Source organism: Sphingobium yanoikuyae, from assembly GCF_013001025.1.
Classification (GTDB): Bacteria; Pseudomonadota; Alphaproteobacteria; order Sphingomonadales; family Sphingomonadaceae; genus Sphingobium; species Sphingobium yanoikuyae_A.
In genome coordinates this window covers 192730-218215 of sequence record NZ_CP053023.1, presented here as the reverse complement: position 1 = coordinate 218215, position 25486 = coordinate 192730, and the positions used below count along the sequence as shown (strand labels likewise).

The following is a 25486-nucleotide window of genomic DNA, read 5'->3' as shown; positions in this document are numbered from 1 at the left end:
GAAGGTTAGAGTTGAGGGATCAGTAGTGGATCACGGTGCGGATCGACTTGCCTTCGTGCATCAGATCGAAGGCTTCGTTGATCTCATCGAGACCCATGGTGTGGGTGACGAAGGGCGCCAGATCGATTTCACCCTTCATGGCGTCCTCGACCATGCCGGGAAGCTGGGTCCGTCCCTTGACACCGCCAAAGGCCGACCCCTTCCAGACCCGGCCCGTGACGAGCTGGAACGGACGGGTGGAGATTTCCTGGCCCGCGCCAGCGACGCCGATGACGATCGACTGGCCCCAGCCACGATGCGCGGATTCCAGCGCGGCCCGCATGACATGGACGTTACCGATGCACTCGAACGTGTGGTCGATGCCCCACCCGGTCATCTCGATCAGCACTTGCTGGATCGGCTTGTCATAGTCCTTGGGGTTGATGCAGTCGGTCGCGCCGAACTGACGCGCCAGCTCGAACTTCGTCGGGTTGGTGTCGATCGCGATGATGCGTCCTGCCTTGGCCTGACGCGCGCCCTGGATCGCGGCGAGACCGATGCCGCCCAGACCGAACACGGCAACCGAGTCACCCGGCTGCACCTTGGCGGTGTTGTGGACCGCGCCGATGCCGGTGGTGACGCCGCAGCCCAGAAGGCAGACATGCTCGGGGTTCGCTTCGGGGTTGATCTTGGCGAGCGAGACTTCGGCGACGACGGTGTATTCGCTGAACGTCGAGCAGCCCATATAGTGATAGAGGGGCTGGCCGTTGTAGGAGAAGCGCGTGGTGCCGTCGGGCATCAGGCCCTTGCCCTGCGTTTCGCGAACCGCGACGCACAGGTTGGTCTTGCCGGACAGGCAGAACTCGCACTTGCCGCACTCGGCGGTGTAGAGCGGAATGACGTGATCGCCCGGCTTGACGCTGGTGACGCCCTCGCCGACCTCGACGACGATGCCCGCGCCCTCATGGCCGAGAACGACCGGGAAAATGCCCTCCGGATCGTTGCCGGACAGCGTGAAAGCGTCGGTGTGGCATACCCCGGTATGCGTGACTTTGATGAGCACTTCACCTTTCTGGGGCGGTGCGACATCGATCTCGACGATTTCGAGCGGCTTGCCTGCCTCGAAGGCTACGGCGGCGCGAGATTTCATGTTTGGATCTCCCTCTTTTCTAGAACCGGACCGCCGGTTGCGAGTCCCCGTTTCGATATCTCGATTCGGAGCCAAGCATACTGGCTGGGAGTATGTATAAGATACTCCTAGCCAGTATGCAAGAGGGATAATGTCTGAGGGTGGTGAAAGCGCCCGACAGGGCGTTACGGCTTCGGAAAAGCGCAGCGCCATGGCTGATGCTGCGTTCCAGAAGGGGGCGGCTTGCCGATCCGGGGGGGTGTTAGATCGACAAGCCGGAAGGGGGTGTGCGTGCGGCAAGCAGTCCGCCCCCAACGGCTCAGAATGCCCCCCGACATGACCGGGGGGCATTCCGGGTTAGATGGTCAGGCCGCCACAGAGCCGTGCGGATCGATGACGTACTTGAACGCCGATCCGTCATCGAACTCCTTGTAGGCCGCCGGCGCGTCCTCCAGCTTGATGATCTTCGTGTTCATCATCGGAGTCAGATAGGGCATCCGATCGTTCAGGATGGCCCGCATGAGGGCGTGGTTGTAATTGGCCGTCGGCGACTGGCCTGCCGACATCCGCGGCGACTTGATCCAGCCACTGGCCCAATCGACTTCCATGCTGCCCTTCTTGTTGTCCCGATTCTTGGAGATCGGATTGGGGCAATATACGCCGACCGTGCTGGTCATCCCGCCGAAGCGGACATATTTCAGCAGGGCGTTGGTGACGGCGTTCTCGACGATCTGGTCGGACTCCGCCCCGAACCCGCGACAGTCGAGGCCCACATAGTCGATGACGCGATCGGCCTCGCGCTTGCCGGTGATCCGCTCCAGATGATCTTCGATCGGAATGCCGTCCGACAGGTTGATGGTCTCGACGCCGTGCGGCTTGAGCAGATCGAGCCGCTCCTGAATGAAGTCGGCGACGATGATGGCGCCGGCACCGAGGAGCTTCGCACAGGCGGCGCCCGCGCGGCCGACAGGCCCCGCGCCGAAGATCAGCACATTCTCGCCGACGATATAGGCCGGTTGCGCCGGCCAGTCGGGAGCGGCGAACCCGTGGAACGCGGTCGGCAACACGTCCGAAAGGAGCGTCAGATCACGGATCTTCGCCATGGCCGCGTCCTTGTCGGGGAAAGCCAGCAGATTGAAGTCTGCATAGGGCACGAACAGGTAATCCCCCTGCCCCCCGGTCCATCCACCCAGGTTAAAGCCATAGGCGCCGCAGTCGACTTCGGGGTTGGTGTGCTCGCACACGTCCGAGCGCATGTGCTTGCAGTTGTAGCAGCGTCCGCAGCCGACGTTAAAGGGAACGGACACGATATCGCCGACCTTGATATATTCGACGTCGGAGCCGACCTCGATCACCTCGCCGGTCATTTCGTGGCCCATCGTCATCCCCTTGGGGACTTCAAACGAACCTCGGTAGATGTGAAGGTCGCTGCCGCAGATGTTCGTGGTGACGATCTTGAGAATGGCGCCGTGGGGAGCTTTTTTGCCCTGTGGAGTAATCAGCTCCGGGAATTTGAAGGTGTTGACCTTCATTTCCATCGGTTTCTCGAAGGTTACGATCCGGTTGCCTGTAGCCATCAGATATCTCCTGCGTTTTTTCACGCCCCCCCAAGTATTGACGAGAGTAGGACTTGACACGGATCAACATGCCGCACCGAATTAATTCAGCGCAGCATAGTAGTGTCGTTGCCAGTCTCATCATTACCGTCTTGGCAGAATGGCGGCGCTTCTCCTTCGGAGCAAACTCGAAGATTCTATCCCAAGATCGGAAATTCCTATGACCAAGCTACAGGAGAATGACTGCCGCAATGCAACAAGATGATATATCATATTCCATTGCAGCAAGCATAATGTTTCTGGAAGACAAGGCGCAGTTGAAGTCTATCAGGGTGACGCCCTATGCGCCCGTTCTCTGGACTTGAGTTGTGTTGGCGCAATGGTGCCGGTCTCTCTATCATCCTCTGACAGAAAGGAGTTCTTATGAAACGCGCTATTGTAACAGGAGGATCGGGGCTAATCGGTCAGGCTATATGTTCCGCCTTATTGGATGAAGGTTGGGAGGTGGCATCCTTCGATTTGAAGGAAGGAGCGATCGGTCAACAGATCCATTGCGATCTTGCCAGCGAAGAGTCCGTAGCCGAGGCTTTTCGTGCCCTTGGCTGGGATCGACTGGACTTGCTCGTCAACAATGGTGGGCTTGTTTACGACACATTCATGCAGCTCGGTGACACCTCGCTCGACCAGTGGAACAGCACCATTGGCAGCCATCTGACCGGGGCCTTTCTGATGTCGCGAGCGGCATTGCCCCTGCTCACCGATGGCAGTTCGATTGTCATGATGGCTTCCACCCGCGCGTTGATGTCCCAAGGCATCGACTTTGCCTATGCCGCTGCGAAAGGTGGCATGGTGGCACTCGCGCAGGCGCTGGCGGTGCAACTTGGCGCCAAAATCCGGGTCAATACAATCGCACCTGGTTGGATCACCAATGACACGAATCTGCGCGCCGAGGACGAGGCGCAGCATCCGGTTGGCCGGGTCGGTCGCCCCCAGGACATTGCCGAGGCCGTGCTATATCTGGCGTCCGCCGGCTTTGTTACCGGGCAAACGCTTGTGGTCGACGGCGGGATGACCAAGAAAATGATCTACGTCGAATAGTGGGTCGCGCGACCGTTCATGCTGCGATAGCACGGCATGAACGGTCAGCCCCCTTCGGGTTGGAACTGGCGGTACAGGTCCAGAGCGGCCTCTATCGAGGCCATTGTCTCGGGTGCGCGGACTATTTCGAACAGCGCGGCTGTGGGTGTCGATTTCACCCCATTTCTGGGCATGGCCAATCCAACAGCGGCATCTGCGCCCTCACCTGCGACTTCAACCGCCCGAATGTCGGAAATCCGAGCAAAATAGGTTGCGAGAGATTGCGGAAGGACGGTGGCATATCGCCCACTTGCGATATGGGCAGCGAGAACATCGACATTGTTGGTCCTGATCGACTTTGCGGCACGGTGCCCGAGTCTAGAACGCGCGGCTTTGGGTAGCGCGCAGTCCAAGATGCACAAAGGCAGCTCGGCGACATGATCCCATGAAACCTGTCGCGGGAGCGGGTCGCCGGATGCCTGGAAAACGACGATCCGCTCCCGGTAGAGAAGGTGCGTGTCAAAGTCCTCCTCAGATATGTCTTCGAGATAGACCAGCGCCATGTCCATTTCATGCGTCAGCAAGGCTTTGGTCAGCGACGAGGTTTGCGCTGTGCAAATGCACTGTTCGAGGAGCGGCATCCTTTCAGCGAGGGCAAGGCTGAGGATCGATGCCATGATCGACGTGGCCGACAGCACGCCCAGGCGAATTTGACCTTCCAGCCCACGTTTCTGGGCCGAAAGGTCGCGCTCCAGCCCCTCGCAGTTGCTCTCGATCTTCTTCGCCCAGGCCAGCACAGTCTCACCTTCCGATGTGAGTCCGTCATAACGCCGGCCATGCCGCACGATCTCCACACCCAAGTCCTGTTCGAGCTGCTTGATGCCGGCGGAAAGCGTGGGCTGCGACACGTTGCAGCTCTTGGCTGCCCTACCGAAATGGCCTTCCTGATCGAGCGCAATCAGATATCCGAAATTCTTGACGATCATAACGTGTTCTCATCCAGTTGCGATTTTCCAGTGGAACCACAAATTGCAGTCCCGCAATCAAGTTATGATGCCGGTGGCACGCGAAGCTGAATGAAAATACCAAAGCATGGAACTGGAAAAATGTAGATACGCCGCTTAGGGCGATCTATGAAAATACCAACCCATAAGTCGTACCACGCGAAAATTGGGCGCACCGTCATTATATTGCCGATCGGTAAAAAATTGTTCTTATAAATCTATATACAGGTACTGCGGTTTCTAAGACCTACTTAAGATAGGTTCGCAATATCCGCATTATACCCTCCATGTCGTCGTCGAATGGGCTGGCTCCATTTTCCCCATGCGCGCCGTTGGCGGGGCCGAAGGTCTCACGGAGATGGCCTTCCATCACTTCTGCCATCAACCCGTTGGTGGCGCCCCGCATCGCCACAATCTGTTGGAGCAAAGGGGCGCAATCCGTTCCGGCCTCGATCGCGCGTTCAAGCGCTTCCGCCTGCCCCTTGATGCGACGCAGGCGTGTTATGGCCCGCTTCTTCTCTTCTGGTGAATGTGGCATCGCGCTTTCCTGACTGTTGATATGCACATACTATACAGGGGGGGAGTTTCAACCCTATCCTGTGCCTTGCGCCGCGCTGACACCTCAAATTTCGGCCGAAGCGAGCCTGAACCTTCCCCTACGCCTCCAGAAACATCGAACGCCAGACCTGGGTTCCTACCCCCTTGATACTGGTGGGGAGTATGATATATTGCCGGCCCGATCGGATCGCTGCACCAAAGGAAATGGCGCGCGTCCGGCCCCCAAGCCCTGTGTTCGAATCGCAAAGCCTCTGCAGAGGACAATCGGACGAACATCGGCGGGACAAAACAGGGAGGAATGTTGGTGATTGAGAATCTCGATCCGGTAATCCTGGCCCGGGCGCAATTCGCGTTCACGGTCTCATTCCACTTCATCTTCCCGGCCTTCTCCATCGGCACGGCAAGCTATCTCATGGTGCTTGAAGGGTTGTGGTTGAAGACCGGCAGCGGTGTGTATGCGAACCTCTATCGCTACTGGCTCAAGATCTTCGCCGTCGCGTTCGGCATGGGTGTGGTCTCGGGCGTGGTGATGTCCTACCAGTTCGGGACGAACTGGTCGGTATTTTCGGCCAAGGCCGGTCCGGTCATCGGCCCGCTCATGGCCTATGAGGTTCTGACCGCGTTCTTCCTTGAAGCCGGTTTCCTTGGCGTGATGCTGTTCGGCATCAACAAGGTAGGCAGGGGCCCGCATTTTTTCGCGACCTGCATGGTCGCCGTCGGGACGCTCATCTCGGCGACCTGGATCATTTCCGTGAATAGCTGGATGCAGACGCCGGCAGGCTATGCGATCAATGCCAAGGGCCAGTTCGTGCCCGCAGGTTCGTGGCTTCCGATCATCTTCAACGCGAGCTTTCCCTATCGCCTCGTCCATACCGTCATCGGCGCCTACCTGACCACGGCAATGGTCGTCGGGGCCGTAGGAGCATGGCACCTTCTGCGCGACCGCGCGAATCCCGGCGCGCGCAAGATGTTCTCCATGGCGATGTGGATGGCGGCGCTTGTGGCGCCGATCCAGATTCTCGCGGGCGATCAGCACGGCCTCAACACGCTTGAGCATCAGCCGACAAAAGTTCTCGCGATGGAAGGTCATTATGAGGCCAGCCCCGAGGGCGCTTCGCTCATCCTTTTCGGCCTCCCGAGCAACAAGGATGCGGTGGTCCACGGCAAGATCGAAATCCCCTATCTGGGATCGCTGATCCTCAAGCACGATCCCAAAGCGCCCCTCCCCGGCCTCAACGACTTCCCGCGCGATCGCTGGCCGCCCACGCCGATCGTCTTCTGGTCGTTTCGGATCATGGTGGCGATGGGCCTCGCCATGCTTGGGTTGGGCCTCTGGAGCCTGCTCGCCCGCTGGCGCGGCAAGCTCTATGACTGGCGCTGGCTGCACCGCGCCGCTCTCGCGCTTGGTCCGTCAGGCTTTGTCGCGGTCATAGCAGGATGGGTGACGACGGAAGTAGGCCGACAGCCCTTCACCGTATACGGCCTGCTGCGAACCGCGGAGTCCCACTCCCCCCTGGCCGCTCCGGCTGTCGCGGCGTCCCTCGTCGCTTTCATCCTCGTCTATTTCGGCGCGTTCGGGGCCGGCACCTATTATTTGCTCCGGATGATGGCAAAGCCGCCCGCAGCCGGTGAACCGGAACCGTCCAAGGTGCCGCAACGCGCGGCGGGCATCACGCCGGCAAGCGGCGTCGTGGCATCAACCGGACGGGAGGCATGAACGTGGAGCACCTCGATCTCACCATAATCTGGGCCGGTATCATCGGCTTTGCTGTCTTCGCCTATGTCGTGATGGACGGGTTCGATCTGGGGATCGGCATCCTCTTTCCGAACCTTTCGGTCGGAGGAGAGCGCGATCAGGCAATGAACTCGATCGCGCCGGTCTGGGATGGCAATGAAACATGGCTCGTGCTGGGCGGAGGCGGTCTCTTCGCGGCCTTTCCTCTTGCCTACGCCATCATCCTTCCCGCGACCTACCCGCTCATCATCGCGATGTTGCTCGGTCTCGTGTTTCGCGGGGTCGCATTCGAGTTTCGCTGGCGAGATCCGCGCCATCGTCCCTTCTGGGATGTCGCCTTCAGCTTTGGGTCCGTTCTCGCGGCGTTCTCGCAGGGGATCACGCTGGGCGCGATCCTGCAAGGCGTGCGGGTCGAGGCCGATGCCTATGCAGGGGGATGGCTGGATTGGTTGAGCGCGTTCAGCCTCTTGACCGGCGCGGCAGTCGTGATCGGATATGCGCTTCTAGGCGCGGCCTGGCTGGTCTGGAAAACCGAAGGGCCGGGCCAGGAACGCGCCCGTCGACTGGCATTTTGGCTCGGCGGGGCGACGCTACTCGCGCTTTTCGCCGTCAGTGCGGCGACGCCGTTCCTGACCTATGACTATTGGCGACGCTGGTTTGCGATGCCCGGCGTGCTTCTCACCGCGCAGGTTCCTCTGCTGGTGGCGATCTGCGCTGCAACCTTCTTCTGGAGCCTGAAGCGCGGCGCGGAGCGCCTGCCCTTCATTATGGCGCTTGGCCTGTTCTTTCTCGGTTTCGTTGGGCTGGGGATCAGTATCTACCCCTATGTTGTTCCCCGCGCCGTCACGATCTGGGATGCAGCCGCTCCCCCGCAAAGCCAGCTCTTCATGCTGGCGGGTGCGGCCGTCATCATTCCGATCATTCTCGGCTATACCGCGTGGGCCTATTGGGTGTTCCGCGGTAAGGTCGGCACGCATGGGTATCATTGATGGACGAGCCTAAACCTCTCGGTCGACGGCTCGCCTGGATGGTCTTAATCTGGGCGGCCAGCGTTTTGGCGCTGGGGGCTGTCGCGCAGGTCATTCGCTTCATCCTCAAACCCTGACGGCAGCTCGTTTCGACGAGCTGCCGATGGAAATGCTGGCAAACAGGCGAAGGACATTCCACGGAATATGATCGTTCGATCGCAACCGAGCTTCCAAGATATCATTTTCACCGTGCATGGCTCGATCCTGCCGCGCATCGCACGGAGGCTGGCGGCGATCGCGGTCGTCAGTGTGATCGCCATCCTGGCCGCCCAAGCCCATCCCGGCATTTTCGCGCGGATTTCGACGATCCCTTTCACCCTGATCGGTATCGCGCTCTCGATCTTCATGAGCTTCCGCAACAATGCCTGCTATGCGCGATGGTGGGAGGGGCGGCAGCTTTGGGGCGAGCTAATTATCTCGGCCCGTTCGTTCGCGCGCGAGACATCGCTTCTCCCTGACGAGGATCGGCGCGCGTTGCTCCATAGCATATGTGGCTTTGCCTGCGGCCTCACCGCACGCCTTCGCGGCGAGGATGAAATCGCCGCCATTGCGCCGTGGGTCGATATCGGCCCGGCGACAAAGAGCCCGAACGTCACGAACCTCGTGCTCGATCGTATGGGGCGCAGGCTGCTCGAGCTAAAGCAGACTGGCGTCATTACGCCGATTCACTATGCCGTCGTGGCAGAAGACATGCGATCCTTCGGCAAGGTTCAGGGCGCTTGTGAGCGGATATCCACGACGCCCGTGCCGTTCGCCTATTCTCTGCTGCTCCATCGCACCGCACTTATCTTTTGCGTGATGCTTCCCTTCGCGCTCGCAGGATCACTCGACTGGTGGACGCTCCTGCCGGTGCTCCTCACCGCCTATACCTTTTTCGGCCTCGATGCGCTGGGTCACGAGCTGGAAGACCCGTTCGGCGTCGAGCCAAACTGTCTGCCGCTGTATGCGATGAAGCGGACAATCGAGCGGGATATGTTGTCGCTGCTTGGCGAAGAGGATCTACCCCCGCCACTGGAACCCCATAAATCTGTCCTGAGCTAAATTTGCACACTCCTTGATACTGGTAGGGAGTACCCTATATTCGGGTGCTGTGCTGGATAGTCGCGTGCTTGGCCCATGCGCCCCCGACTATCTGACCCCCAAGGTCAAAATCGAGGAGCTTGTGGCGATGGCAAATGGATGGGCACCCGATAGTGCGGTGCAGGACCAGATTGATGCAACGATCATGGACGCGGTTTTCGCCGCCCGATCGCGTCTGCCTTCCGGCGAGGGTAGCACCGACTGCGAGGTGTGCGGCGACGAAATCCCGGCGAAACGCCGCACGGCCATACCCGGCGTAAGAACCTGTGTCGCCTGTCAAAGCGAACGCGATAAGCGCCCGACCTTCACCGGCATCAATCGCCGGGGCAGCAAGGACAGCCAGTTGCGCTAATTGCGCTAGGGGGCGGCCAACCACGTTATTCGAGCGCCGCTTTAGCGGCGCTTGGGATGAAGGGGGCGCCGCCCCCCTCTGGACAAGGGCTGGACCGTCTCCGCGCGGGCGCGCTCCGCTTGGCGATCGGGGCGGTCTCCCCACCCTTCCGCGCCTGCGGCTTGTGCAGGGCGGGCGATCCCCCTCCCCCCCGATCGGCCCCATTTGCCCATTCACCCCCCGCTCTCGGCGAGGGCCAGAAGTCGATGTGAGCCATCGCCTTCGGCTCTATTCCAGAAAGGGACAATAATGGGTGTTACGAGTTTTCCTGCCGGCCTGCCCAATGTCGGCTATTCCATGCAGGCAGCCGCGATAGCGAGCGCGCTTGTCGAACGTGAGAACGCTGCCGACAACCGAGCAAAGCTGCGAGAGTGGCTAGATAGGATTGAAGGCCCCTTCCAACCCCTGTGGATCGACTTGGACGAAGGCCGGCATTTTGCCGAATTTCTGACCAACATGGTACGTGTAGGATCAGGTCTTGAGCCAGGCTCGTGCGAAGATCGTGTGCCGTAGCCGAAGCTCGACCACTCAAGCTGACAACCGCGAGGAGGCCCCTAGCGCCGCCTGCTGTTATCGGCCTCGATCGCGCTCGACCGCTCGCCGGCGTTCGTCTCCCGCCCTCTTGGAAGCGACGGGCGCTCGCCCGCCTCGATCCGATCGCCCAACTCGCCATGCAGCGCCGCCAGCTCGGCCGAAAGCTGCGCCTCGCCGATCGTCCCTTCGCGCTCGCGCTCTGCCTTGGCGAAAAGGTCCAGCGTCGGGGCAAGCTCGGCCTCCGCGAACAGTGCGACGCTTGGGCCAGCGCGCCACACCCGCGCTAGATCCTCCGAACGCGCCTTGCGCGCTTGCGAGGACCGATCTTGCGCTACCGTGCCGTGCGGCAACGCCGGCAACGCATCGCCGCGGCCATCGATCTCCGCGCGGGTGAGTGCCGCGAGCTGATAGCGCAGCACCCGCGCCTCGGGCGTGTCGGTGGGCGATGGTTCATATTGGCGGCTCAAGACATCGACCAGCTCGGCCGTGCCGGCGCTCTTGATCGTGCGCCGCCATTCCACCAGGGCGCGGCCCTCTGCGACATGATCGGGGGGTTGAAGGAGCATGAAGCGTTCGAGCAACGGATCATCCGCCACCTCGACGGGCAGAGGCATCCGGTTGCCCATAGCTGCGGCATAGGCGAACGCGGCAACCTCGGCCGTCTTCGCAAAGCCCGCGCGGTTCACGTCGCGGTCCTCGATCAACCGCCCAAGGATCGTCTCCAACACCGGCACCAAGTCCGTAACGCCCGCCTGACCGGCGTCGATCGTGTCGAGCCGATGGAGAATGTCCTTGTGCGTCGCCTCAATCCGCGCGTTGCTCTTCGCGATCGTGTCGAGCTGGCCCTGCACCATCGTAAGGGCGTCCAGCACAGCCGCCATGATGACGTCGTTGCCTTCCGTGGTCATCGCCGTGGTCCATCCTTATCGCGTGCCCGATCGCGCTCGCGTTGCTCTCGATCCCGCTCCTGGGTCTGTCGCATGATGTCATCCGCCTTGCCAGGCTCCGGCGCCGGAGCCGACCGACTGGCCTCGTCCATCAGCGAGCGCAGACGATCCGATACACCAGAAGGACGCTCGGCATTTGCGCCGCTCTGCGGCTGCTCGCGCGCCGACAAGTCGCTCTTGCCCGCCTCGATCTGCTCGCGCATCGCCTTCGCCCGCGCGAGCGCAGCGGCAACCGGATCTAGCGCCGGGGTCACACCTCCGTCGCGACCAGGCTGAGATGGAGCATCGCGCTCGCCCCTCGCCAATCGATCCGCCCGCACCGAATTGGGTTCCGGCGCCGGCATGGAAGCGACGAATTTCTCAAGGCTCTTGGCGATCGCCTGATCGGCGAGCGAGGGGGACGATGACAGCTCCGCAATCGACCGCTCATAGGCCGTCAACACCGTCGCCCGCTGATTGGCAAGGACAGCGTTCACCGGATCGGGAATGCCTCGGTCGCGGAAGCTCCGCGCGCGTTCGGCACGGCTTTTGTCCACGCGCGGAACCTGCCCCTTCTCCCGCACTTTCTTCGCCGCGATCGGCTCATGCTTCGGGTCGATGCCCCGCGCTCTCGCAGGAGTGGCGTTCGCCTCAATACCTCGATCTCGCAGCTTCGCCGCAAACCGCTGCCGATAGCGAAAGAGGTCATCGCGGCTCGGATGGAAACGGCGGCCATCATGATCGCGGCGCGCGAAAGTGAGGTGAACGTGGGGATGGTCGCGATCGACATGGAGCGACGCCACCCATGATCGGTTCGCAAACTCTTCGCGTGCGAAGTCCAGCGCCGCCTCTCTCAACCGCTCGGGATCGGTGCCCGCAGGCATGGAAAGGATCATGGAAATGGACGTAGCGCCCTTGCGACGCGCATCATCTCCCATCTCCCATTCCTGCCAATCCTGGGCAAGAATTTGCATGTCCTTCCCGTCGTGGAGAATGTCGCCATCACTCGTATAGAGCGGCACTTGCTTCTCCGCTCCATGCCCAAGGCGGCTGATATAAGAAAAGTTTGCGAGGACGTGCCCACCGCCATGTTGACGTCCCGTGATACGGACCATCACCTCTGGCGATCGTCGCGCGGTGCGATCCATCGCCGCGATTGCACGCCCGCTGACGCCCGCATGTGAGCCTGTTCCAAAGGCGTGTTTCGTCTGCGAGCTGGGACGGAACGCCGTCCCCGAATGCGACGATTTCGGAACCATAGCGGCGAGCGCAAAGACAAGTATCGCGTCACCCGACTTCGCACTCTTGCCCTTTCCGCCACCTGATCCCATCCGATACTTCTTGGGAGGCGCATAGACGCCCGCCATGGAATCGAGCGTGCCGGGGGAGAGCCGGAAACTCACTTCCCGGCATCCTTAAATGCCCCGGTCCAATAGCCCACTTCGCCCCCAACATATGAGGACAGCTCTCGCCGCGTTGCGAACAGAAGGGCCTTCAGGTCCGCGCAGGTTTCCAGGAACGGTTCGGCGATCCGGGCCAGGTTAAGCGTGCTCTCCGGCTGATTGGCCGCGTTCATCGCATGGACGGCTTGGTTGATGTTTCGGCCTATCGCCAGCACCTGCTTACGTACCTTACCGATCTCTGTCTGTGTAACCGGCGCGAGACGAAGCATCCCAGCTTTGTCCCAAAGCTGCCATCGTAGCGCTCGCTTGATCCATTCATTGCGGGTGAGACGTAGCGGCGTACCAATCCTGTCAATTGCCTCGATCTCGCTGCGATGGAGGCGCACCGTCACGCGAACCTGATCGTCAGGATGTCCCCGTCCCTCCTCTACGCCGATTGGAAGATCATCGTTCTCGGGAGAAAGCGCTGCCCGCGAAAGGACGTTCGCGATCCACGCACTGCGGGTTTGCCCATTTGCGGAAGCGATGCGGTCGATCTCGGCGATCAGCTCTTCCTTCAAACGCAGACTTACCATCATCCCTACAGCCCCGTGCAGCGGCACCACATCAGCCAATGTATTACATTGGTGCCATGTGGCATATCCTGCCATACCTAAACCTTGCTTCTACCTACCCCTCGAACCTCCATTTCTCAAGCCCAAACCGATAAAGACGTGGAGGAGGAGGTGCCTGTTTTCGGCGCCCTTCCCTCCCCTCGCCACCTCGGCCCACGGCGAGGCTTCATCAATCAAGCTGTGCGCCTTTGGCGCGCGTCATTCGTTTAGTTTTTTGCGACCGAGAGCATAACACACATCTGGCTTTCTCAACCCTCATTCGGCATGATCCGGCCGTCAAATCCTGCCATCGCAATCGGAGTAACCTCATGGCTCGCACATCTTCCAAGCCCGATCTTGCCAGCATCAAGGAGCGTCGTGAAAAGCTCCAAGCCGAGTTGGCCGAACTAGATGCGCAGGAGAAGGCCGCTGAGGCTGCGGCTCGGGATGCTGGCAGGCCCACTCTCATTTCTGCCCTCGACAAGATCAAGATCGCAGCCATGGAAAAGGCGGAGGCAAAAGCCATTGCAACGGCAATCTCGCAGCATGGCGCTAAGGCCGTAGCCGCTCATCTGGCATCATTGACTGCGGCCTAAGATCCATCGGAAGGAACATTCGCGGATGAAGAATCGACGCAAGCCGAAACCCCTCTCCTTCGCCGATCATCTTGGCGATCTGCCCGCAATGCTCACTGACCCGGTGCCTTTTGGCGTCGCACGTCCGCTCCGATCGGACGTGAAGCTATCCGACCTCCTGACTGCGGGCGACATCACCGAAGTCACACCGATGGAATCCGACAGGACGACATGACCCGAGGTTTCGCGGGCATCATATCCGGTTGCGATGGTCTCTTTGTCCGACGATCGCAGCCGTCACCGTTCGCCCCGCCTATTCCCCTCCACGATGGCCCGGAAGTCCTCGATCGACTTCCAATAGGCTTGGTGGCCTTTCTCCTCGGTGTAGGCGATAAACCACTCGATCAGCTCCTCCGGTCCCTTCACATAGACCGTCGCCGTAGGCTGGGCGACGCGCTTCCGGCGAAGCACACCCCTGCCCTGACCGCGATCCGTAAATCCCACCCGCTCGGCTCGGTCCATCGCCTCGCGTTCCCTCATAGGGTCGTTGACGATCGGCCCCTTGGGCATCCCGCCAAGGTCCAGTTTGGCGGGTGCGGCACCCTCCTCCTTTGGTTTCTCGCCGCTCTTGCTGAAACCGAAGTCGGTCATGCGGGATACTCCTCTCGCAGCGCAGCCACGACGGATTGCGCCAACTCGCCAGCGTTCTTGATCGCGTTCTCGACCTGTTGCCCGGAGCCCTTATCCAGCTCGGATAGCAGCAACCCGAACTCGAAAATGTCGCGATAGGCTGCGCGCTCAACGAGCGACGTATCGAGTAATGGCAGCTCGGCCGCGTTGATAGCATCGACGATCCGCTTGGCCGTTTTGGTCGCGATGGCTGCGTTCGTTCGGCTCCTGACAAGGCGGAACGGGATGCTCCTTCGCAGCGCTTCCTCCTCCTCTTTGATCGCCCTGACGGCTTGCGCCGCCAGCTCCGCATCGATCGGAGAAAGATTGAACGGCACGAGGACCATGTGCGACCGCGCCAGCGCCCGCGAGGTCATCTGCGAAGCTGATCCCTCAAGGTCCACGATGACGAACTCGTCTTCGTTCGAAACGCGGTCGATGGTGCTAATCATTTCCGCCTGGGTCGGCCTTGGGATCACGCGATAGGGCAAATCCCTCCCCGCCCTCTCCCGCTTCTGTGCCCACTTTTCGATGATGGCGTTGGGATCAGCGTCAATAACGGTGACGCGCGCCCCGTTTGTCGCGAGCGTGTCAGCAAGGACAAGCGCGAGCGTCGTCTTGCCGGCACCGCCCTTCGGATTGCCTATCGAGATAACCGCCATCTTCGACCCTTCACTAATCGATCAATCCTAAAGCGATCCAATCGAAAGCCATTGGATTTCGACAGTGATTGCGAACGGCAATCTAAAGCCTGTCACAAGGCATGTCCATTGCCTTTCGCCAGCCTTGCGATTTACATTGGATAGCGCAAGCCACTCGCACGCCTTGCGATTGCCTTTCGATTGCTAAATGGAAATCCTTTTAGCAATCGAGCGGGGCGGGCTCTGCCGCCCCGCATCGACCTTAATCCTCGCCGTCATCCTCGGCAGGCTTGCCGTTATAGGCGAGGGTGGCGAAGGCGTCGGCGATCAGGTCCACGCCATAGACCGTCTCGCCCTGACGATCATACTGCGTCTGACGGACCCGGCCCGTGATGTGTACCAAGTCGCCGGAGCCCATCTTCTGAACGCGCTCGATGCCCTTGCCGAAGACGGTGACGCGGTTCCAGTGGGTATCGTCCTGCCACTCACCATTGACCTTGCGGCCATAGTTAGCGGCGACGTTGATATAAGCCACCTTGTCCAGAACCTCGATGCGACCGACGCGACCGATGATGCGAAATTCAGCGATGTTCCTCATAATGCCATTCCTTCATACGTCGTTGCTGACGCACTTTTCCGGGGCGGCACCCCTGACGCGGGCAAGCTGAAAAACGGAGGGTCCGCTTGCGGAAACCGTAGGCGCGCAGCGCCGGTTTTCTGCTTGGGGCGCAGACCGAACCCGCATTAGGCAGGGATAGACGCCCAGGTGCGTCAGACAGCAACGCCGTGAAGGAAGCTCGGCGCTGGAACTCGATCGCCACGCAGACAGGCAGACCCGTCGATTGGGTGGATTAGATGACGACCATCACGCCGCTTTCTTGGCCCTCTCGGTCTGACGGGGAGGGGAGGGGAGGGCTGCCAGCTCGCCTCCCTGTGCGGCCTTGTCCTTGTCGAGCCGTTTATAGATGGCCTGACGGCTTACGCCCAACAGCTTCGCGACAGCCGCTGCGCCCATGTTCGTCGGCTCGGCCATCAAGGTCTTGGCCTGCGTCCATTGCTCGTCGCCGATCAATGCGGGACGGCCGAGTTTCTTGCCTGCGCGGCGCGCCGACTGGAGGCCGGCATTCGTGCGCTCCCGGATCACGTCCCGCTCGAACTGAGCGAAGGCACCAACCATATGGAAGAAGAGACGCCCTGCCGGCGTCACCGTCTCGATCTGCTCTGTGAGCGATCGAAACCCTACGTCCAGCCCCGCAAGCAATTCCAGCTCACCAATCAGAGCGGGGAGGGACCGACCAAGGCGGTCCAGTCGCCACACCATGATCTCGTCACCGGCACGCACCTGGCGCAACATATCTCCGTATGCGGGTTTAAGGACCATCGACCCGCTGATGCCCTTGTCCTCAAAGATGGCCTCCGCACCCGCCGCGCGGAGCGCGTCGATCTGTAGGGCTAGGTTCTGTTCGCCAGTGCTGACACGGGCATATCCGAGTTTCATAATCGGCCCTTTGTGATATAGTCGCTTTGTTCTGATCGGCGTCGGAATCGCTGTCAACCAAATGTGCAATTTTTTGTATTTAGTTGACAGCCGCAAATTCGCCAGTTTTTGTGCGCTGCACAATCCCTGAAAATGCTGGAGATTCTTTTTAGCGCAGGGTTCGTGGTTGTCAGTCAACTAAACCACCGTTTTGTTGACATCATGTCGCCCTTGCAAGCAGCCGTCTTTGCCACCTTGAGGGAGGGCCATCCGGGAGACGCTCGGCTCTTCGGATTGAAAGAAGCCACAATGAGCATAGACTATCTAGGGTATGGTGCGGACGGCATGGTTTGGAGCAATATCCTATGGTGAGGGCGGACAAGACCAAAGCAGTCAGAATCATCGACCACTTCGTACTCGGCGGGTTCCTTGTCTGCGAGAATCCGTTCAGCGCCGCGCACCAGCTCCAGCTCCGCGTCCGTTTCAACGCCTTGGACAGCCGCGTATCTCAGGCGTGGTCGCGTACTGTTATGGCAATGCCTGGCGCCATTATAGCGGCATTGGCAGCGGGACCAATCTATCGGGGGGTGGGCCTTCCGCATGATGCGATTTTGCCGATGGTGCGGCTCGCGGCCTCTTTCCCATTTCTCGTCCTTGCCTTCGGCATCGCGATCGGCGTGCCGGCCTATTGGAAGCGCCGTGGTTTGCAGCAGGAAGCCGCCCGCCTAGAGATGCGGAAACGCTCTCGGAATTGAGAGGAAAGCACATGCCAAGCCTGCATCGTCCGATCGACGATCGCGATCTTTCCAATTACCCCCTCAAGCGGATCGTGATCGAGCTGCAGGCGCCCAAGACTGCAACGGTGAACGACATGCTGCAAGATCTGGATGAGATCGCGGACCGGCTCCGAAATGGGGAGACCGATTTCGCCGCGGAGGCGCTGTTCGGCTACCGGGTCGCTGTGGGGGAGGGCGTGGCGGCTCTCTTCCATGAAAGCGCGGGTAGCAGCGAAGCCGCATCGTCCTCTTGAGTATGCACAGCGCTCAATCCCGCTCCGACATCATTCTTCGCTACGCGCAGTCCATGACTGCTTGCTTCGGAGCCCGCGCCGGTGAGGTGGCGGCCTTACAGCGCGACCAAGCCCAGGCCATTGATCCTCAAGCTCAGCGAACATGGGCGGCGATCTGCGTTGCATTGGGGCAGGGTCCAATGCTCAGGGTTGCAGACTAGCTTACAATCAATCCGACGCCTGCTAGAAGGCGGCCATGCCCAAAGACCGGACCAAATGGCGCGCCGATCGCGGATCGCGCGCACTCAAGCGCATCGCTGAAATCGAGACCTCGATCACGGTGCTCACCGATGACGATCTGCTGGACCTCGCCGACATATTTTCGGGCGGCGATAGCGCGATCGGTGAGATCGCCGCCTTGGAAATGGCGAAGCGCAATATCAGCCTTGGATAAATGGTCGCCAACTTCAACAGGCTGGACGATCTCCGCCTAGCATCCATGAACGTGAAAGCGGAGTGTGGGAATTGCGGCCATGTCGGCATTGTCGATGGGCCGAAACTTTGGCGATGGTTCGCCATTCATCGTTGGGATGCGACGATGACCAAAGTCGCCGATCACATGCGTTGCAGCGTCTGCCGGCGTCACCCGACCATGCTGACGCCTACCGAAACGTCCCCGTCGATGGACTTCGGCCCGTGCAGCGAGGCCGAATGGAAAGCGGTCGTGGCGCGCCTGCGGAGGTAAAGGAAAGCGACGCGATTGTGGAAAAGCGACGAACCGCCAACAAGGCGTGTTCCCAATATGTTCCTATGCGCGTTATGAGGGAGCAAGAGACAGGGATTCTGAACATGATGCTGCCGACCGCGCAGCCGGTCCCGCTCGCCGATATGGCGCCGGGGCTCCGGCTTAGGCCGATCGGCGTTGCGGGAGCTGGCTTTCCAAGTCCCGCCCAGGATTGGGAAGAGGACGCCATCAACCTGGCCGAACTGCTGAGGCTCAACCGGGCCGGCAGTTTTGTCTTCCGTATCGACGGGTCCAGCATGGTCGATGCCGGCATCGCGGATCGCGACGTGGTTGTGGTCGATCGCGATGTGCCCCCGCGAAGCGGGGACATCGTGATTGCGATCGTCGCGGGCGGATTCGTCTGCCGCCAGCTCGTCTATCGAGGCCGCGTGCCGTATCTGGAGGCACGCAACAGCCGCCAGAGCTACCCGGAACAGATGGCGGACGATCAGACGGAGATATGGGGCGTGGTGCGCGCCGGTGTCCGCGACTACCAGCGGTAGGCGCGGCCGATGACCTACGCGATCGTCGATATCGCAAACTTCTACGTCAGCTCTGAAAGGGTATTCGATCCCAGGCTGCGCCGTGTGCCGGTCGTCGTCCTGTCCAACAACGACGGCTGCGCGATAGCGCGGAGCGAGGAGGCCAAGGCCCTCCATATCAAGATGGGCGAGCCGTTTTTCAAAATCCGCGACATCATCAAGCGACACGGAATCGAGGTCCGATCATCCAACTACGAACTCTATGCCGACATGAACCGTCGCTTCAACGCGGTGATCGCGGAGCATAGCGACATCGTGGAGATCTACTCGATCGACGAAAGCTTCTACCGTCTCCCCGTCCTGCCGAATGGGTTGGGTGACGTGGCTGCGGCGCACAGGTTGCGCGAGGCCATCGCCCGCACCACAGGGCTTCCCACCCGCATCGGGCTCGGCCCGACGCGGGCCTTGTCCAAGGTCGCGAACGCGCTCGCCAAGGCCACGGAAAAGGTGTGGGGCGGTGTCGTGGATCTCCATGACAAGGAGCTACGCGCGCGCCTCTTCGCCGAGTGGCCGGTCCATGAGGTCTGGGGCGTCGCAAAAGCGCTTTCCGTTCGCCTTCATCCCCTTGGGGTCCGCACAGCGGCCGATCTGGCGGCTCTTCCTCCGGCCGTCGCGCGCGATGTCGGCACGGTCGTTCTGGAACGCCTCGTGCGCGAACTGAACGGTATCGAGTGCGACGATTTCAAGCCCGAGCCGGAGGCGAGCAAGGCGACGGCCGTCACGCGCCAGTTTGGCGCGCCTGTCACCGATCTCGCCGAGCTGCGCGAGGCAATGGTGCGGCGCGCGGTGCGCGCGGCCGAGAAGATACGGCACCAGGCCCTCATGGCGACGCGCCTGATCGTATTCGCCCACGGCTCGCGCTACCGACCCAACCCGCCATCTGCGAGCCGTCAGACGCGCTTGTCGCCGCCCAGCAACGATCCGCGCATCATCGCCGGACTCGCCGGCAAGATGATGGAGGCAATGTATCAGCCGGGGGGTGTCTATACGAAGTGCGGCGTGCTGCTGGAGGAGCTGGTGCCGGAAGGCGCGGGGCAAGGCGATCTTTTCGCCGTCGCCGATCCTCGCGCGCCCGCCCTGCTTGCGGCGATGGATGGCCTCAATGATCGCTATGGGCGCGGCACGGTCCAGCTCGCTGCGCAAGGCTTTGGCGCGCGAGGATTCGATACCAAGCGCAGCCATAAGAGCCCGTCGTGGACGACGGACATCAATCAGATACCGATAGCGAGGTAACGTCGCGATGGGGATAAGCAAAATGGAGGATTAGGCTCCACTCGATTCCTGCTCTGGCTGATATTCCCCCAAAATGACTTCCTGTTCATCGGGCCTCTGCGGCTGCCGAACCATGATGATTTTCCCGTCCCGACAGGAAGGGATCGGCTGTTCCCGCTGCCGGACCCAGTTGGCCTGCTTTTCCTCTGCCAAGGCACATGCTTCGTCATAGGAGTCGGCGACGCCAAGGGCGGAGCTTCTGTCATGCGCTCCGCCATTGAGGCAACGCACGTCGATGCGACCGTCAGGGCGGGTCCGGCCAAAGGGATGGTCCCACCACGCATCCAGTTCTGCCTTGCTGCGCTGGTCGTTGGATGTCTCGTCAAAGCCCGCCCGCAAAGCCGGATCGAGCGGGATTCTGTTTGGCATCTTAGTCGCCTTTACGATGGTTCGACGTCGTTTTGTCTCGGTCCTGGTGGCCTGTCCTCTTCTACCCACGCGAAGCGAGTGAGGGGAGAGGGCAAAAGACTACCTGCGGAACAACGTGGAGGGAAGGCCGGGGATACCGCCCGATCGCCAAGGGAGGCAGCGGAACGCGGCCGAGACGGTCCAGCCCCTGCACAGAGGGAGCGACGACCCCTTGTTGCCGGCGACGCCAAAGCGGCGCTCGATCATCGCGGCTGAAGGCCGGACAGCTCGACCAGCGCGGGCCTGGTCGTAGCGTAGCGCAGCGAAGACCAAGCCCGCGCTCGCGGCACCGGCCACGGGGCCGATCTCGATCAGCGCCGCGATCCGCGCAGCGGATCTCGCGTCATTATGGACGCCCATAGCGGGCCTATGTAGAAATGCGGGAATGGCGATCGAACCGCTCTTCCCGCGCTGGGCGCGATCCATCGGCGCCCTCATCGGCTCCAACGCGCTCGCGCGCTCGCAATGCTGTGCCTGCGGGATTCAACAGCGTGTTGATCTGGAAGCCATGGCCGCGAAATTCGGCGGCACCGCAAGCCTAATCGGCCGTGTGGATCGGTGCAGCATCGTCGCTTGCTCCGGGAGCGTGTTCTATATGGCGGCCCGGACCTATGGCCGCGCATGGATCATGCTTGGACAGGCGAGCGAGTGCGAGGAACGGGCGCCAGCTCGCGACGCGCGCGCTCTCGTGCCGCTTGCACAAGCCGGTGCTGATCGGTCCCGGTAGCCGCCTTCAGAGGCTATCTCTCGATATCGTCTCGGCCGTTAGGCCGCATAGGGATGATCGACGGGGAAGGGGCGGAGCGTTGTTGGGCCAGCTCGCGGCCGATGCCGTCGGCGAGCGCAGCAAGGCGATCGAGAGCCGGGGCGCCGGGATCGTGCCGTATCGTGATGTAGCCGCTCTCGATCTGCCCTAGCCGCTCGGAGAGGGCCGCCATATTACCTTCCCGCGCGATCCACTCGCGCCGCTCTATGGCCTGCTGCTCGGTCGCCGCCGGGGCCTTCTGACGCAACACGGCAAGCCTCGCCTCCTCCGCGTTGCGCGCGGCCTGGTTCGCGGCGATCGGCGCGACCGCGCCGATCTCGCGCGCCGCGTCCAGCACCGTCATGCGCCGGTCGTAAGGCTCCTGATCGCGGCCCCGCTCCAAGGACTTGCGAATGATCTCCTGCAAGGGATCATGATGCCGGTAGGTGTGAAGCTGCTGAAGCATCAACACGCCCGCCCGATATTCCTCGGGCGTCTCCAAGCTCAACACCTTCTCTTCGGTGAGGTCGGGATAGCGGAGATTCATAACCGCCACGTCGCGCGCGACATAAAGGTCATCGCGCGACTTGGCGCTGACGTTGGTGGTGCCCCAATCCAGTTCGTGCCCGTTCTCGCGAGCGAGCTGTTCGGTGAAGCTGCGAAGGGTGCGGCTATTCCCTTCGCGGAAGGGGTGGAGATAATCGAGCCGCGCATAGGTCTGCGCCATGGCCTCGGACATCTCCAGCGTGTCGAGGCCGGATAGCGCCTTGCCGCCCTGCAGGGCGGCAAGCGTCGGGCCTAGATGCTGATCCGTCTCGGATCGCAGCGCATACGGCACAACGATGCGGGCGCTGCTCGCTTCTAGCGCGCGCTGCTTGAAGTGGCCCGGTGCATCGGGCCGAAACTCGCCGGGGCCGTGGTGCGGCAAATCCTGAAAGATGCGGCGATGAACCTCGCGCAGATGGTCAACGTCAAACTCGCCCCGAACCGGGTCCAGGGCGAGTTCAACAATGCGCGCATAAGTGCGCGCGGCTTCGTTTTGTTCAACCAAGGCGAGCGGTGTCGGATGCTCCAACCGCGCTGACAAACTCCTCCGTGGTCAGCTCGCCGGCGATGAAACGGGCGTTGATCCGCTCGATCTCATCGGTGAGGATTCCGCCCTCGTAGCGGACGCTGCCACGGGCGAAGCTGACCGCCTTTTCGCGGCGCGCCCGCTCGGCCGCGCTGATGGCGGGACGCGGTGCGGGGAAGGGCGTGTTCGCGTTCATGGCTCGATCCTTTCAACAATCGGGCTGGCACAACGGTCTAGCGGAAATGGGTGAAAAAGGCAAGAAAATCGGCCAATTTGGTCCCGATTTTCGCGGCTTAAGAGGCGACCAAATCGGGGGCGCCGAGCGGATTCGGCCTGCCTATTCGATAGGCTCCAAGTCGCGAATTTCGATAAACACCACCTTTTCGCTGCGTTCGCCTCTTACGGGATCGAGGAAGACATAGGTGTGATCGTCAAAGATCACGCTGCACAGGCGCCAAATGACGCCCTCGCGGCCGAGAACGCGCCGCTCGATGCTGCCATCGACCGACCGCATGGAGTCCTTGACCCGCACGCGCTGCCCGACGCGAAGCCAGTTCGCGGCCGAACGCAAAAGCTTCTCCTTCTCCATGGGCGATAGTGGCTGGCGATCGCCCGGAGGACCAAAGGTTGCAAGCGGATTGCCCTTGATCCGCTCCAGCTTCGCGGCGAGCGTTTCGCGGGGCGGCATCGTAAAGGCGGGACGGCGAGGAAGACGGTGATAGTGGGTGATCGACGGTCCATCGAATAGGTCGGGCTGTACCCCCATCGTCCGCTTGCGAGCCATGTCCTCCCGATATTGGCGACGCCAGATATCATCCTTCGTGGCCGGTGCCGGAGCGACCGCCTCGCGCTCGATCTCAACGATCTCGGCCGCTTCATCGGTGGAGAGTTCCGCCATTGCCGCGTCATCCTCGGCGCTGCCGCGCTCGGGGAGCCGGGTGAGACCCTGCGCGAGCATCACGGCATGAGCCGCGCGCGCGATCTCTTCGATCTCCGCTTCCCGGTGTTTCGATGGAAAACCCACGTCCATCGCAATCGACCAGGCAGAGGTCATGGTGCGATGGTGGGAGGTCAGCTCCTCCCCGGCGCGATTATGGCGGGTCGATGTGTATTCGCAGCGCCACTTGTCGGCTCCCGGCTCTCGGACATAGCGCCCGACGCGCGCGCCGATGGGCAAGGACCGGAGTGCTGGAAAGACGGCCTGCGCCCGCTCGACGGGCAAAAGGGCATCAAGCGCCGCGCGGAATTGCTGGAAGTCGAAGGCGCTCATCTGCCTGTCCTATGGTGACGGGGAGGAGGTGGGCGGCGCTGGGCCGCCCCCCTCGATCACGCTGCGGCGCGCTGGGCCTCGTCCGCGTCCATGGCGGCGAGGATGAAATTGCTGGCGGCCTGTGCTGCGGTCGCGGCCTGAAAGATCGCCCGTTTGTCGTGCCGAAGGGCGCTCAACCAATGGTCGATATAGGCGGCGTGGTCCTCCCGTTCGGTCGGCTCCATGCCAAGGGCGGCGCAAAGGAAGGCGGCCCCGATCTCGGCCACAAGTTCCTCCTTCGCCCTCGTCGCGATGCTTTCGCCATATTTATGCAGCGTCTCGCGGTCCAACCGGCTCTTGTGACCGCTGGCATGGATTCCCTCATGGGCAAGGGTCGCATAGAAAGCGTTGCCGCTGGTGAAACTCTCGTAAAGCGGCATTGTGATGCGATCGGCCTGCTCATTATAATAGGCCCCGCCCTCCTGCTCGGTGATCGCCACGCCATAGGCGGCGAAAGCCCGATCAAGGTCAGCGTCGCGCTCGTCCCGGTTCTGAATGACCGGCTCCGGGGTGGGATATTTGCCCTCGGGAAGCCCCTCGATCTGCTCGACGTTGAAAACGACATAGCGTTTCAGGAAGGGGATACGCCGCTCGCCTTCGCCATCGGCAGGGCTGTCCTCGCCGCCCTTCGGGGTGAGGCTTCCGGCATAGACAACCATCGAGCCGCGCTCGCCCTTGCGGACGTTCCCACCAAGCTCCAAAGCCTGCTTGAAGGTCATCCATGTGGGATTGCGGTAGCCGCGCCGCATCGCCTGCGACCAAAGCAACAGGATATTGATGCCCTGATAGGCTTCGCCCCCGTGACGCCGGGGCAAGGTCGCCGCTCCACTCGTCCACGACGGGGACCAAGGACGGCAACCGCTTTCCAGCAGGGAAATGATATGGTCCGTCACCTCCTGATAGATGTCCGCCCGCTGGGTGTTGCTGGGGGTGCTGCGCTTCATGGTGTTTCCCTTTCTGGAATAGAGCCGAAGGCGATGGCTCACATCGACTTCTGGCCCTCGCCGAGAGCGGGGGGTGAATGGGCAAATGGGGCCGATCGGGGGGGAGGGGGATCGCCCGCCCTGCACAAGCCGCAGGCGCGGAAGGGTGGGGAGACCGCCCCGGTCGCCAAGCGGAGCGCGTCACGCGCGGAGACGGTCCAGCCCTTGCACAGAGGGGGGCGGCGCCCCCTTCATGACGGCGGCGTCAAAGCGCCGCTGCGGAGGATCAGGCCGAAGGCCGGCAGCTCGATCGGCGCGGCCTGGTCGCAGCGAAGCGGAGACCAAGCCGACGCCCGCGGCCCCGCTCGGGAGCCGCCACTATCGGCGTCGAGATCCGCTGTGCGGATCTCGGGCATTGGATTTCACGCGAGGATCGTCACCTCTGGCCGAAACCGCTTTGCGGGTTCGGTCGCAGCGAAGCGGCGATAGAGCCGTGGCCGAAGGCCCGCGCCCGACTACTTCTTGGGATGCGATGTTTCGACAGGCGCGGCCGACGACGACCCTTGGTGCGGAGCAATTGCATGGCCGATGCCAACCAGCACCAAGATCACAGCACCGAAGCGAAGCGTCTTCTCAATGAAGCGCCGGCCCTGCATGTGGCCGTAGGAATTAAAGACCTCCACGCCATATTCATTCCGGCGATTGAAGGCAGCTCGCCGCGTGAACTTCCACAAGACGATGCCGGCCAGGATCAGCAGAACAGGGATGATCGTCACGACACGGCTCCTTCCGATGACTACCTATCATCATTTTGCGCTGACGATAAGGCAGCGCACCTTGATCGGCGCGCACCTGGTCGCGGTGCCGATCGAAGGGACGCGCCGTCGCGCGTTCACGGCATGGTGTCGGCTCGATGCCGATCAGCATGGCGGGCGGGTTTGCGGAACGAAGCAAAAAAACGTATGGCCCGCCCCGTTTGCAAGTAGGATTTTACGGTGTTCTGATCAGTCTGCGTCAACGTATGCGGTCTCACGGGAGCATCCCGTGGCCAAGATGGACATCCGCAC

Annotated in this window: 32 protein-coding genes; 15 read left to right on the top strand and 17 right to left on the bottom strand. The window is 61.6% G+C overall.

Annotated features, from left to right (window positions below):
- Positions 1 to 19: 19 nt before the first annotated feature.
- Both HH800_RS28215 and HH800_RS28210 read right to left on the bottom strand, forming a co-directional pair.
- Entirely contained in the window at positions 20 to 1129 is a 1110-nt protein-coding gene (locus tag HH800_RS28215) for an S-(hydroxymethyl)glutathione dehydrogenase/class III alcohol dehydrogenase (RefSeq protein WP_017980840.1), read from the bottom strand.
- A 344-nt stretch (positions 1130 to 1473) separates the two neighbouring features.
- Complete coding sequence (locus HH800_RS28210) at positions 1474 to 2685, bottom strand: glutathione-independent formaldehyde dehydrogenase (RefSeq protein WP_020486678.1); 1212 nt, start codon at positions 2683 to 2685, stop codon at positions 1474 to 1476.
- A 402-nt stretch (positions 2686 to 3087) separates the two neighbouring features.
- On the opposite strand from HH800_RS28210, the gene HH800_RS28205 reads away from it, so the two are divergent.
- Positions 3088 to 3762, top strand: coding sequence for an SDR family NAD(P)-dependent oxidoreductase (locus HH800_RS28205; RefSeq protein ID WP_024310570.1), 675 nt, complete (start codon positions 3088 to 3090; stop codon positions 3760 to 3762).
- Between the two features lie 44 nt (positions 3763 to 3806).
- Here the strand turns inward: HH800_RS28205 and HH800_RS28200 are convergent, their stop codons facing one another.
- Together HH800_RS28200 and HH800_RS28195 are read right to left on the bottom strand one after the other, a co-directional pair.
- Positions 3807 to 4727, bottom strand: a complete 921-nt coding sequence (locus HH800_RS28200; protein ID WP_017980837.1) for a LysR family transcriptional regulator — start codon at positions 4725 to 4727, stop codon at positions 3807 to 3809.
- Positions 4728 to 4992: 265 nt separating this feature from the next.
- A complete protein-coding gene (locus HH800_RS28195; RefSeq protein ID WP_017980836.1) occupies positions 4993 to 5283 on the bottom strand; it encodes a metal/formaldehyde-sensitive transcriptional repressor in 291 nt (96 codons plus the stop codon).
- 318 nt (positions 5284 to 5601) lie between these two features.
- On the opposite strand from HH800_RS28195, the gene HH800_RS28190 reads away from it, so the two are divergent.
- The 5 genes from HH800_RS28190 to HH800_RS28170 all read left to right on the top strand — a co-directional run bounded on the left by HH800_RS28190 (position 5602) and on the right by HH800_RS28170 (position 9498).
- Positions 5602 to 7020 carry a cytochrome ubiquinol oxidase subunit I gene (locus HH800_RS28190; protein WP_017980835.1) on the top strand — a complete coding sequence of 473 codons (1419 nt, stop codon included), beginning with the start codon at positions 5602 to 5604 and terminating at the stop codon, positions 7018 to 7020.
- Positions 7017 to 8027 carry a cytochrome d ubiquinol oxidase subunit II gene (cydB, locus tag HH800_RS28185; protein WP_017980834.1) on the top strand — a complete coding sequence of 337 codons (1011 nt, stop codon included), beginning with the start codon at positions 7017 to 7019 and terminating at the stop codon, positions 8025 to 8027. The genes HH800_RS28190 and cydB overlap by 4 nt, the downstream gene beginning before the upstream one ends.
- Positions 8027 to 8143, top strand: coding sequence for a DUF2474 domain-containing protein (locus tag HH800_RS28180; protein ID WP_017980833.1), 117 nt, complete (start codon positions 8027 to 8029; stop codon positions 8141 to 8143). Before cydB ends, HH800_RS28180 begins: the two co-directional genes overlap by 1 nt.
- Positions 8144 to 8210: 67 nt before the next feature.
- Positions 8211 to 9107 carry a bestrophin family protein gene (locus HH800_RS28175; protein ID WP_017980832.1) on the top strand — a complete coding sequence of 299 codons (897 nt, stop codon included), beginning with the start codon at positions 8211 to 8213 and terminating at the stop codon, positions 9105 to 9107.
- A gap of 127 nt (positions 9108 to 9234) precedes the next feature.
- Positions 9235 to 9498 carry a DksA/TraR family C4-type zinc finger protein gene (locus tag HH800_RS28170; RefSeq protein WP_024310576.1) on the top strand — a complete coding sequence of 88 codons (264 nt, stop codon included), beginning with the start codon at positions 9235 to 9237 and terminating at the stop codon, positions 9496 to 9498.
- 593 nt (positions 9499 to 10091) lie between these two features.
- On the opposite strand, the gene HH800_RS28165 is transcribed toward HH800_RS28170, so the two are convergent.
- The 3 genes from HH800_RS28165 to HH800_RS28155 are packed head-to-tail and all read right to left on the bottom strand — an operon-like array spanning position 10092 to position 12978.
- Complete coding sequence (locus HH800_RS28165) at positions 10092 to 10979, bottom strand: hypothetical protein (RefSeq protein ID WP_017980906.1); 888 nt, start codon at positions 10977 to 10979, stop codon at positions 10092 to 10094.
- The gene (locus HH800_RS28160; protein ID WP_029721116.1) at positions 10976 to 12400 is read right to left on the bottom strand and encodes a relaxase/mobilization nuclease domain-containing protein; all 1425 of its coding nucleotides are present in this window, start codon (positions 12398 to 12400) and stop codon (positions 10976 to 10978) included. The genes HH800_RS28165 and HH800_RS28160 overlap by 4 nt, the downstream gene beginning before the upstream one ends.
- Positions 12397 to 12978, bottom strand: a complete 582-nt coding sequence (locus tag HH800_RS28155; RefSeq protein WP_017980904.1) for a hypothetical protein — start codon at positions 12976 to 12978, stop codon at positions 12397 to 12399. The genes HH800_RS28160 and HH800_RS28155 overlap by 4 nt, the downstream gene beginning before the upstream one ends.
- A gap of 344 nt (positions 12979 to 13322) precedes the next feature.
- Here HH800_RS28155 and HH800_RS28150 point away from each other — a divergent pair, with 344 nt between their 5' ends.
- On the top strand, positions 13323 to 13589 hold the full coding sequence (locus HH800_RS28150; RefSeq protein WP_017980903.1) for a hypothetical protein: 267 nt from the start codon (positions 13323 to 13325) through the stop codon (positions 13587 to 13589).
- 25 nt (positions 13590 to 13614) lie between these two features.
- Positions 13615 to 13803 carry a hypothetical protein gene (locus HH800_RS28145; RefSeq protein ID WP_017980902.1) on the top strand — a complete coding sequence of 63 codons (189 nt, stop codon included), beginning with the start codon at positions 13615 to 13617 and terminating at the stop codon, positions 13801 to 13803.
- 62 nt (positions 13804 to 13865) lie between these two features.
- Here HH800_RS28145 and HH800_RS28140 read toward each other — a convergent pair whose 3' ends face one another.
- The 4 genes from HH800_RS28140 to HH800_RS28125 form a co-directional block, all read right to left on the bottom strand.
- Positions 13866 to 14219 carry a hypothetical protein gene (locus HH800_RS28140; protein ID WP_017980901.1) on the bottom strand — a complete coding sequence of 118 codons (354 nt, stop codon included), beginning with the start codon at positions 14217 to 14219 and terminating at the stop codon, positions 13866 to 13868.
- Positions 14216 to 14899 (bottom strand): ParA family protein, encoded by a 684-nt coding sequence (locus HH800_RS28135; RefSeq protein WP_017980900.1) that lies wholly within the window; start codon positions 14897 to 14899, stop codon positions 14216 to 14218. Before HH800_RS28135 ends, HH800_RS28140 begins: the two co-directional genes overlap by 4 nt.
- Before the next feature lie 241 nt (positions 14900 to 15140).
- Positions 15141 to 15476, bottom strand: a complete 336-nt coding sequence (locus HH800_RS28130; RefSeq protein WP_017980899.1) for a single-stranded DNA-binding protein — start codon at positions 15474 to 15476, stop codon at positions 15141 to 15143.
- Positions 15477 to 15743: 267 nt separating this feature from the next.
- Positions 15744 to 16553 carry a recombinase family protein gene (locus tag HH800_RS28125; protein WP_328805885.1) on the bottom strand — a complete coding sequence of 270 codons (810 nt, stop codon included), beginning with the start codon at positions 16551 to 16553 and terminating at the stop codon, positions 15744 to 15746.
- A 167-nt stretch (positions 16554 to 16720) separates the two neighbouring features.
- Between HH800_RS28125 and HH800_RS28120 the strand changes: the two genes are divergently transcribed.
- The 6 genes from HH800_RS28120 (at position 16721) to HH800_RS28095 (ending at position 19923) form a co-directional block, all read left to right on the top strand.
- Positions 16721 to 17110 carry a hypothetical protein gene (locus HH800_RS28120; RefSeq protein WP_017980896.1) on the top strand — a complete coding sequence of 130 codons (390 nt, stop codon included), beginning with the start codon at positions 16721 to 16723 and terminating at the stop codon, positions 17108 to 17110.
- Between the two features lie 11 nt (positions 17111 to 17121).
- Positions 17122 to 17385, top strand: coding sequence for a hypothetical protein (locus HH800_RS28115; protein WP_017980895.1), 264 nt, complete (start codon positions 17122 to 17124; stop codon positions 17383 to 17385).
- A 235-nt stretch (positions 17386 to 17620) separates the two neighbouring features.
- Positions 17621 to 17818 carry a hypothetical protein gene (locus HH800_RS28110; RefSeq protein ID WP_017980894.1) on the top strand — a complete coding sequence of 66 codons (198 nt, stop codon included), beginning with the start codon at positions 17621 to 17623 and terminating at the stop codon, positions 17816 to 17818.
- Complete coding sequence (locus HH800_RS28105) at positions 17819 to 18109, top strand: hypothetical protein (protein WP_017980893.1); 291 nt, start codon at positions 17819 to 17821, stop codon at positions 18107 to 18109. It abuts the gene before it with no gap.
- A 104-nt stretch (positions 18110 to 18213) separates the two neighbouring features.
- Positions 18214 to 18651: a LexA family protein gene (locus HH800_RS28100; protein WP_169863545.1), complete on the top strand. Its 438-nt coding sequence runs from the start codon at positions 18214 to 18216 to the stop codon at positions 18649 to 18651.
- 9 nt (positions 18652 to 18660) lie between these two features.
- Complete coding sequence (locus HH800_RS28095) at positions 18661 to 19923, top strand: Y-family DNA polymerase (RefSeq protein WP_017980891.1); 1263 nt, start codon at positions 18661 to 18663, stop codon at positions 19921 to 19923.
- Positions 19924 to 19953: 30 nt separating this feature from the next.
- On the opposite strand, the gene HH800_RS28090 is transcribed toward HH800_RS28095, so the two are convergent.
- Positions 19954 to 20301 carry a DNA-binding protein gene (locus tag HH800_RS28090; RefSeq protein WP_235682164.1) on the bottom strand — a complete coding sequence of 116 codons (348 nt, stop codon included), beginning with the start codon at positions 20299 to 20301 and terminating at the stop codon, positions 19954 to 19956.
- Between the two features lie 454 nt (positions 20302 to 20755).
- Here HH800_RS28090 and HH800_RS28085 point away from each other — a divergent pair, with 454 nt between their 5' ends.
- Positions 20756 to 21097 carry a hypothetical protein gene (locus HH800_RS28085; RefSeq protein WP_017980888.1) on the top strand — a complete coding sequence of 114 codons (342 nt, stop codon included), beginning with the start codon at positions 20756 to 20758 and terminating at the stop codon, positions 21095 to 21097.
- Between the two features lie 13 nt (positions 21098 to 21110).
- Here the strand turns inward: HH800_RS28085 and HH800_RS28080 are convergent, their stop codons facing one another.
- The 5 genes from HH800_RS28080 to HH800_RS28060 form a co-directional block, all read right to left on the bottom strand.
- Positions 21111 to 22166, bottom strand: a complete 1056-nt coding sequence (locus tag HH800_RS28080) for a Fic family protein (RefSeq protein ID WP_017980887.1) — start codon at positions 22164 to 22166, stop codon at positions 21111 to 21113.
- Entirely contained in the window at positions 22159 to 22383 is a 225-nt protein-coding gene (locus HH800_RS28075) for an antitoxin VbhA family protein (protein ID WP_017980886.1), read from the bottom strand. The genes HH800_RS28080 and HH800_RS28075 overlap by 8 nt, the downstream gene beginning before the upstream one ends.
- Positions 22384 to 22524: 141 nt before the next feature.
- A complete protein-coding gene (locus tag HH800_RS29280) occupies positions 22525 to 23457 on the bottom strand; it encodes a hypothetical protein (RefSeq protein ID WP_017980885.1) in 933 nt (310 codons plus the stop codon).
- A 56-nt stretch (positions 23458 to 23513) separates the two neighbouring features.
- Positions 23514 to 24440: an ArdC family protein gene (locus HH800_RS28065; protein WP_017980884.1), complete on the bottom strand. Its 927-nt coding sequence runs from the start codon at positions 24438 to 24440 to the stop codon at positions 23514 to 23516.
- Positions 24441 to 24934: 494 nt separating this feature from the next.
- A complete protein-coding gene (locus HH800_RS28060; protein ID WP_017980882.1) occupies positions 24935 to 25195 on the bottom strand; it encodes a hypothetical protein in 261 nt (86 codons plus the stop codon).
- Positions 25196 to 25486: the final 291 nt, after the last annotated feature.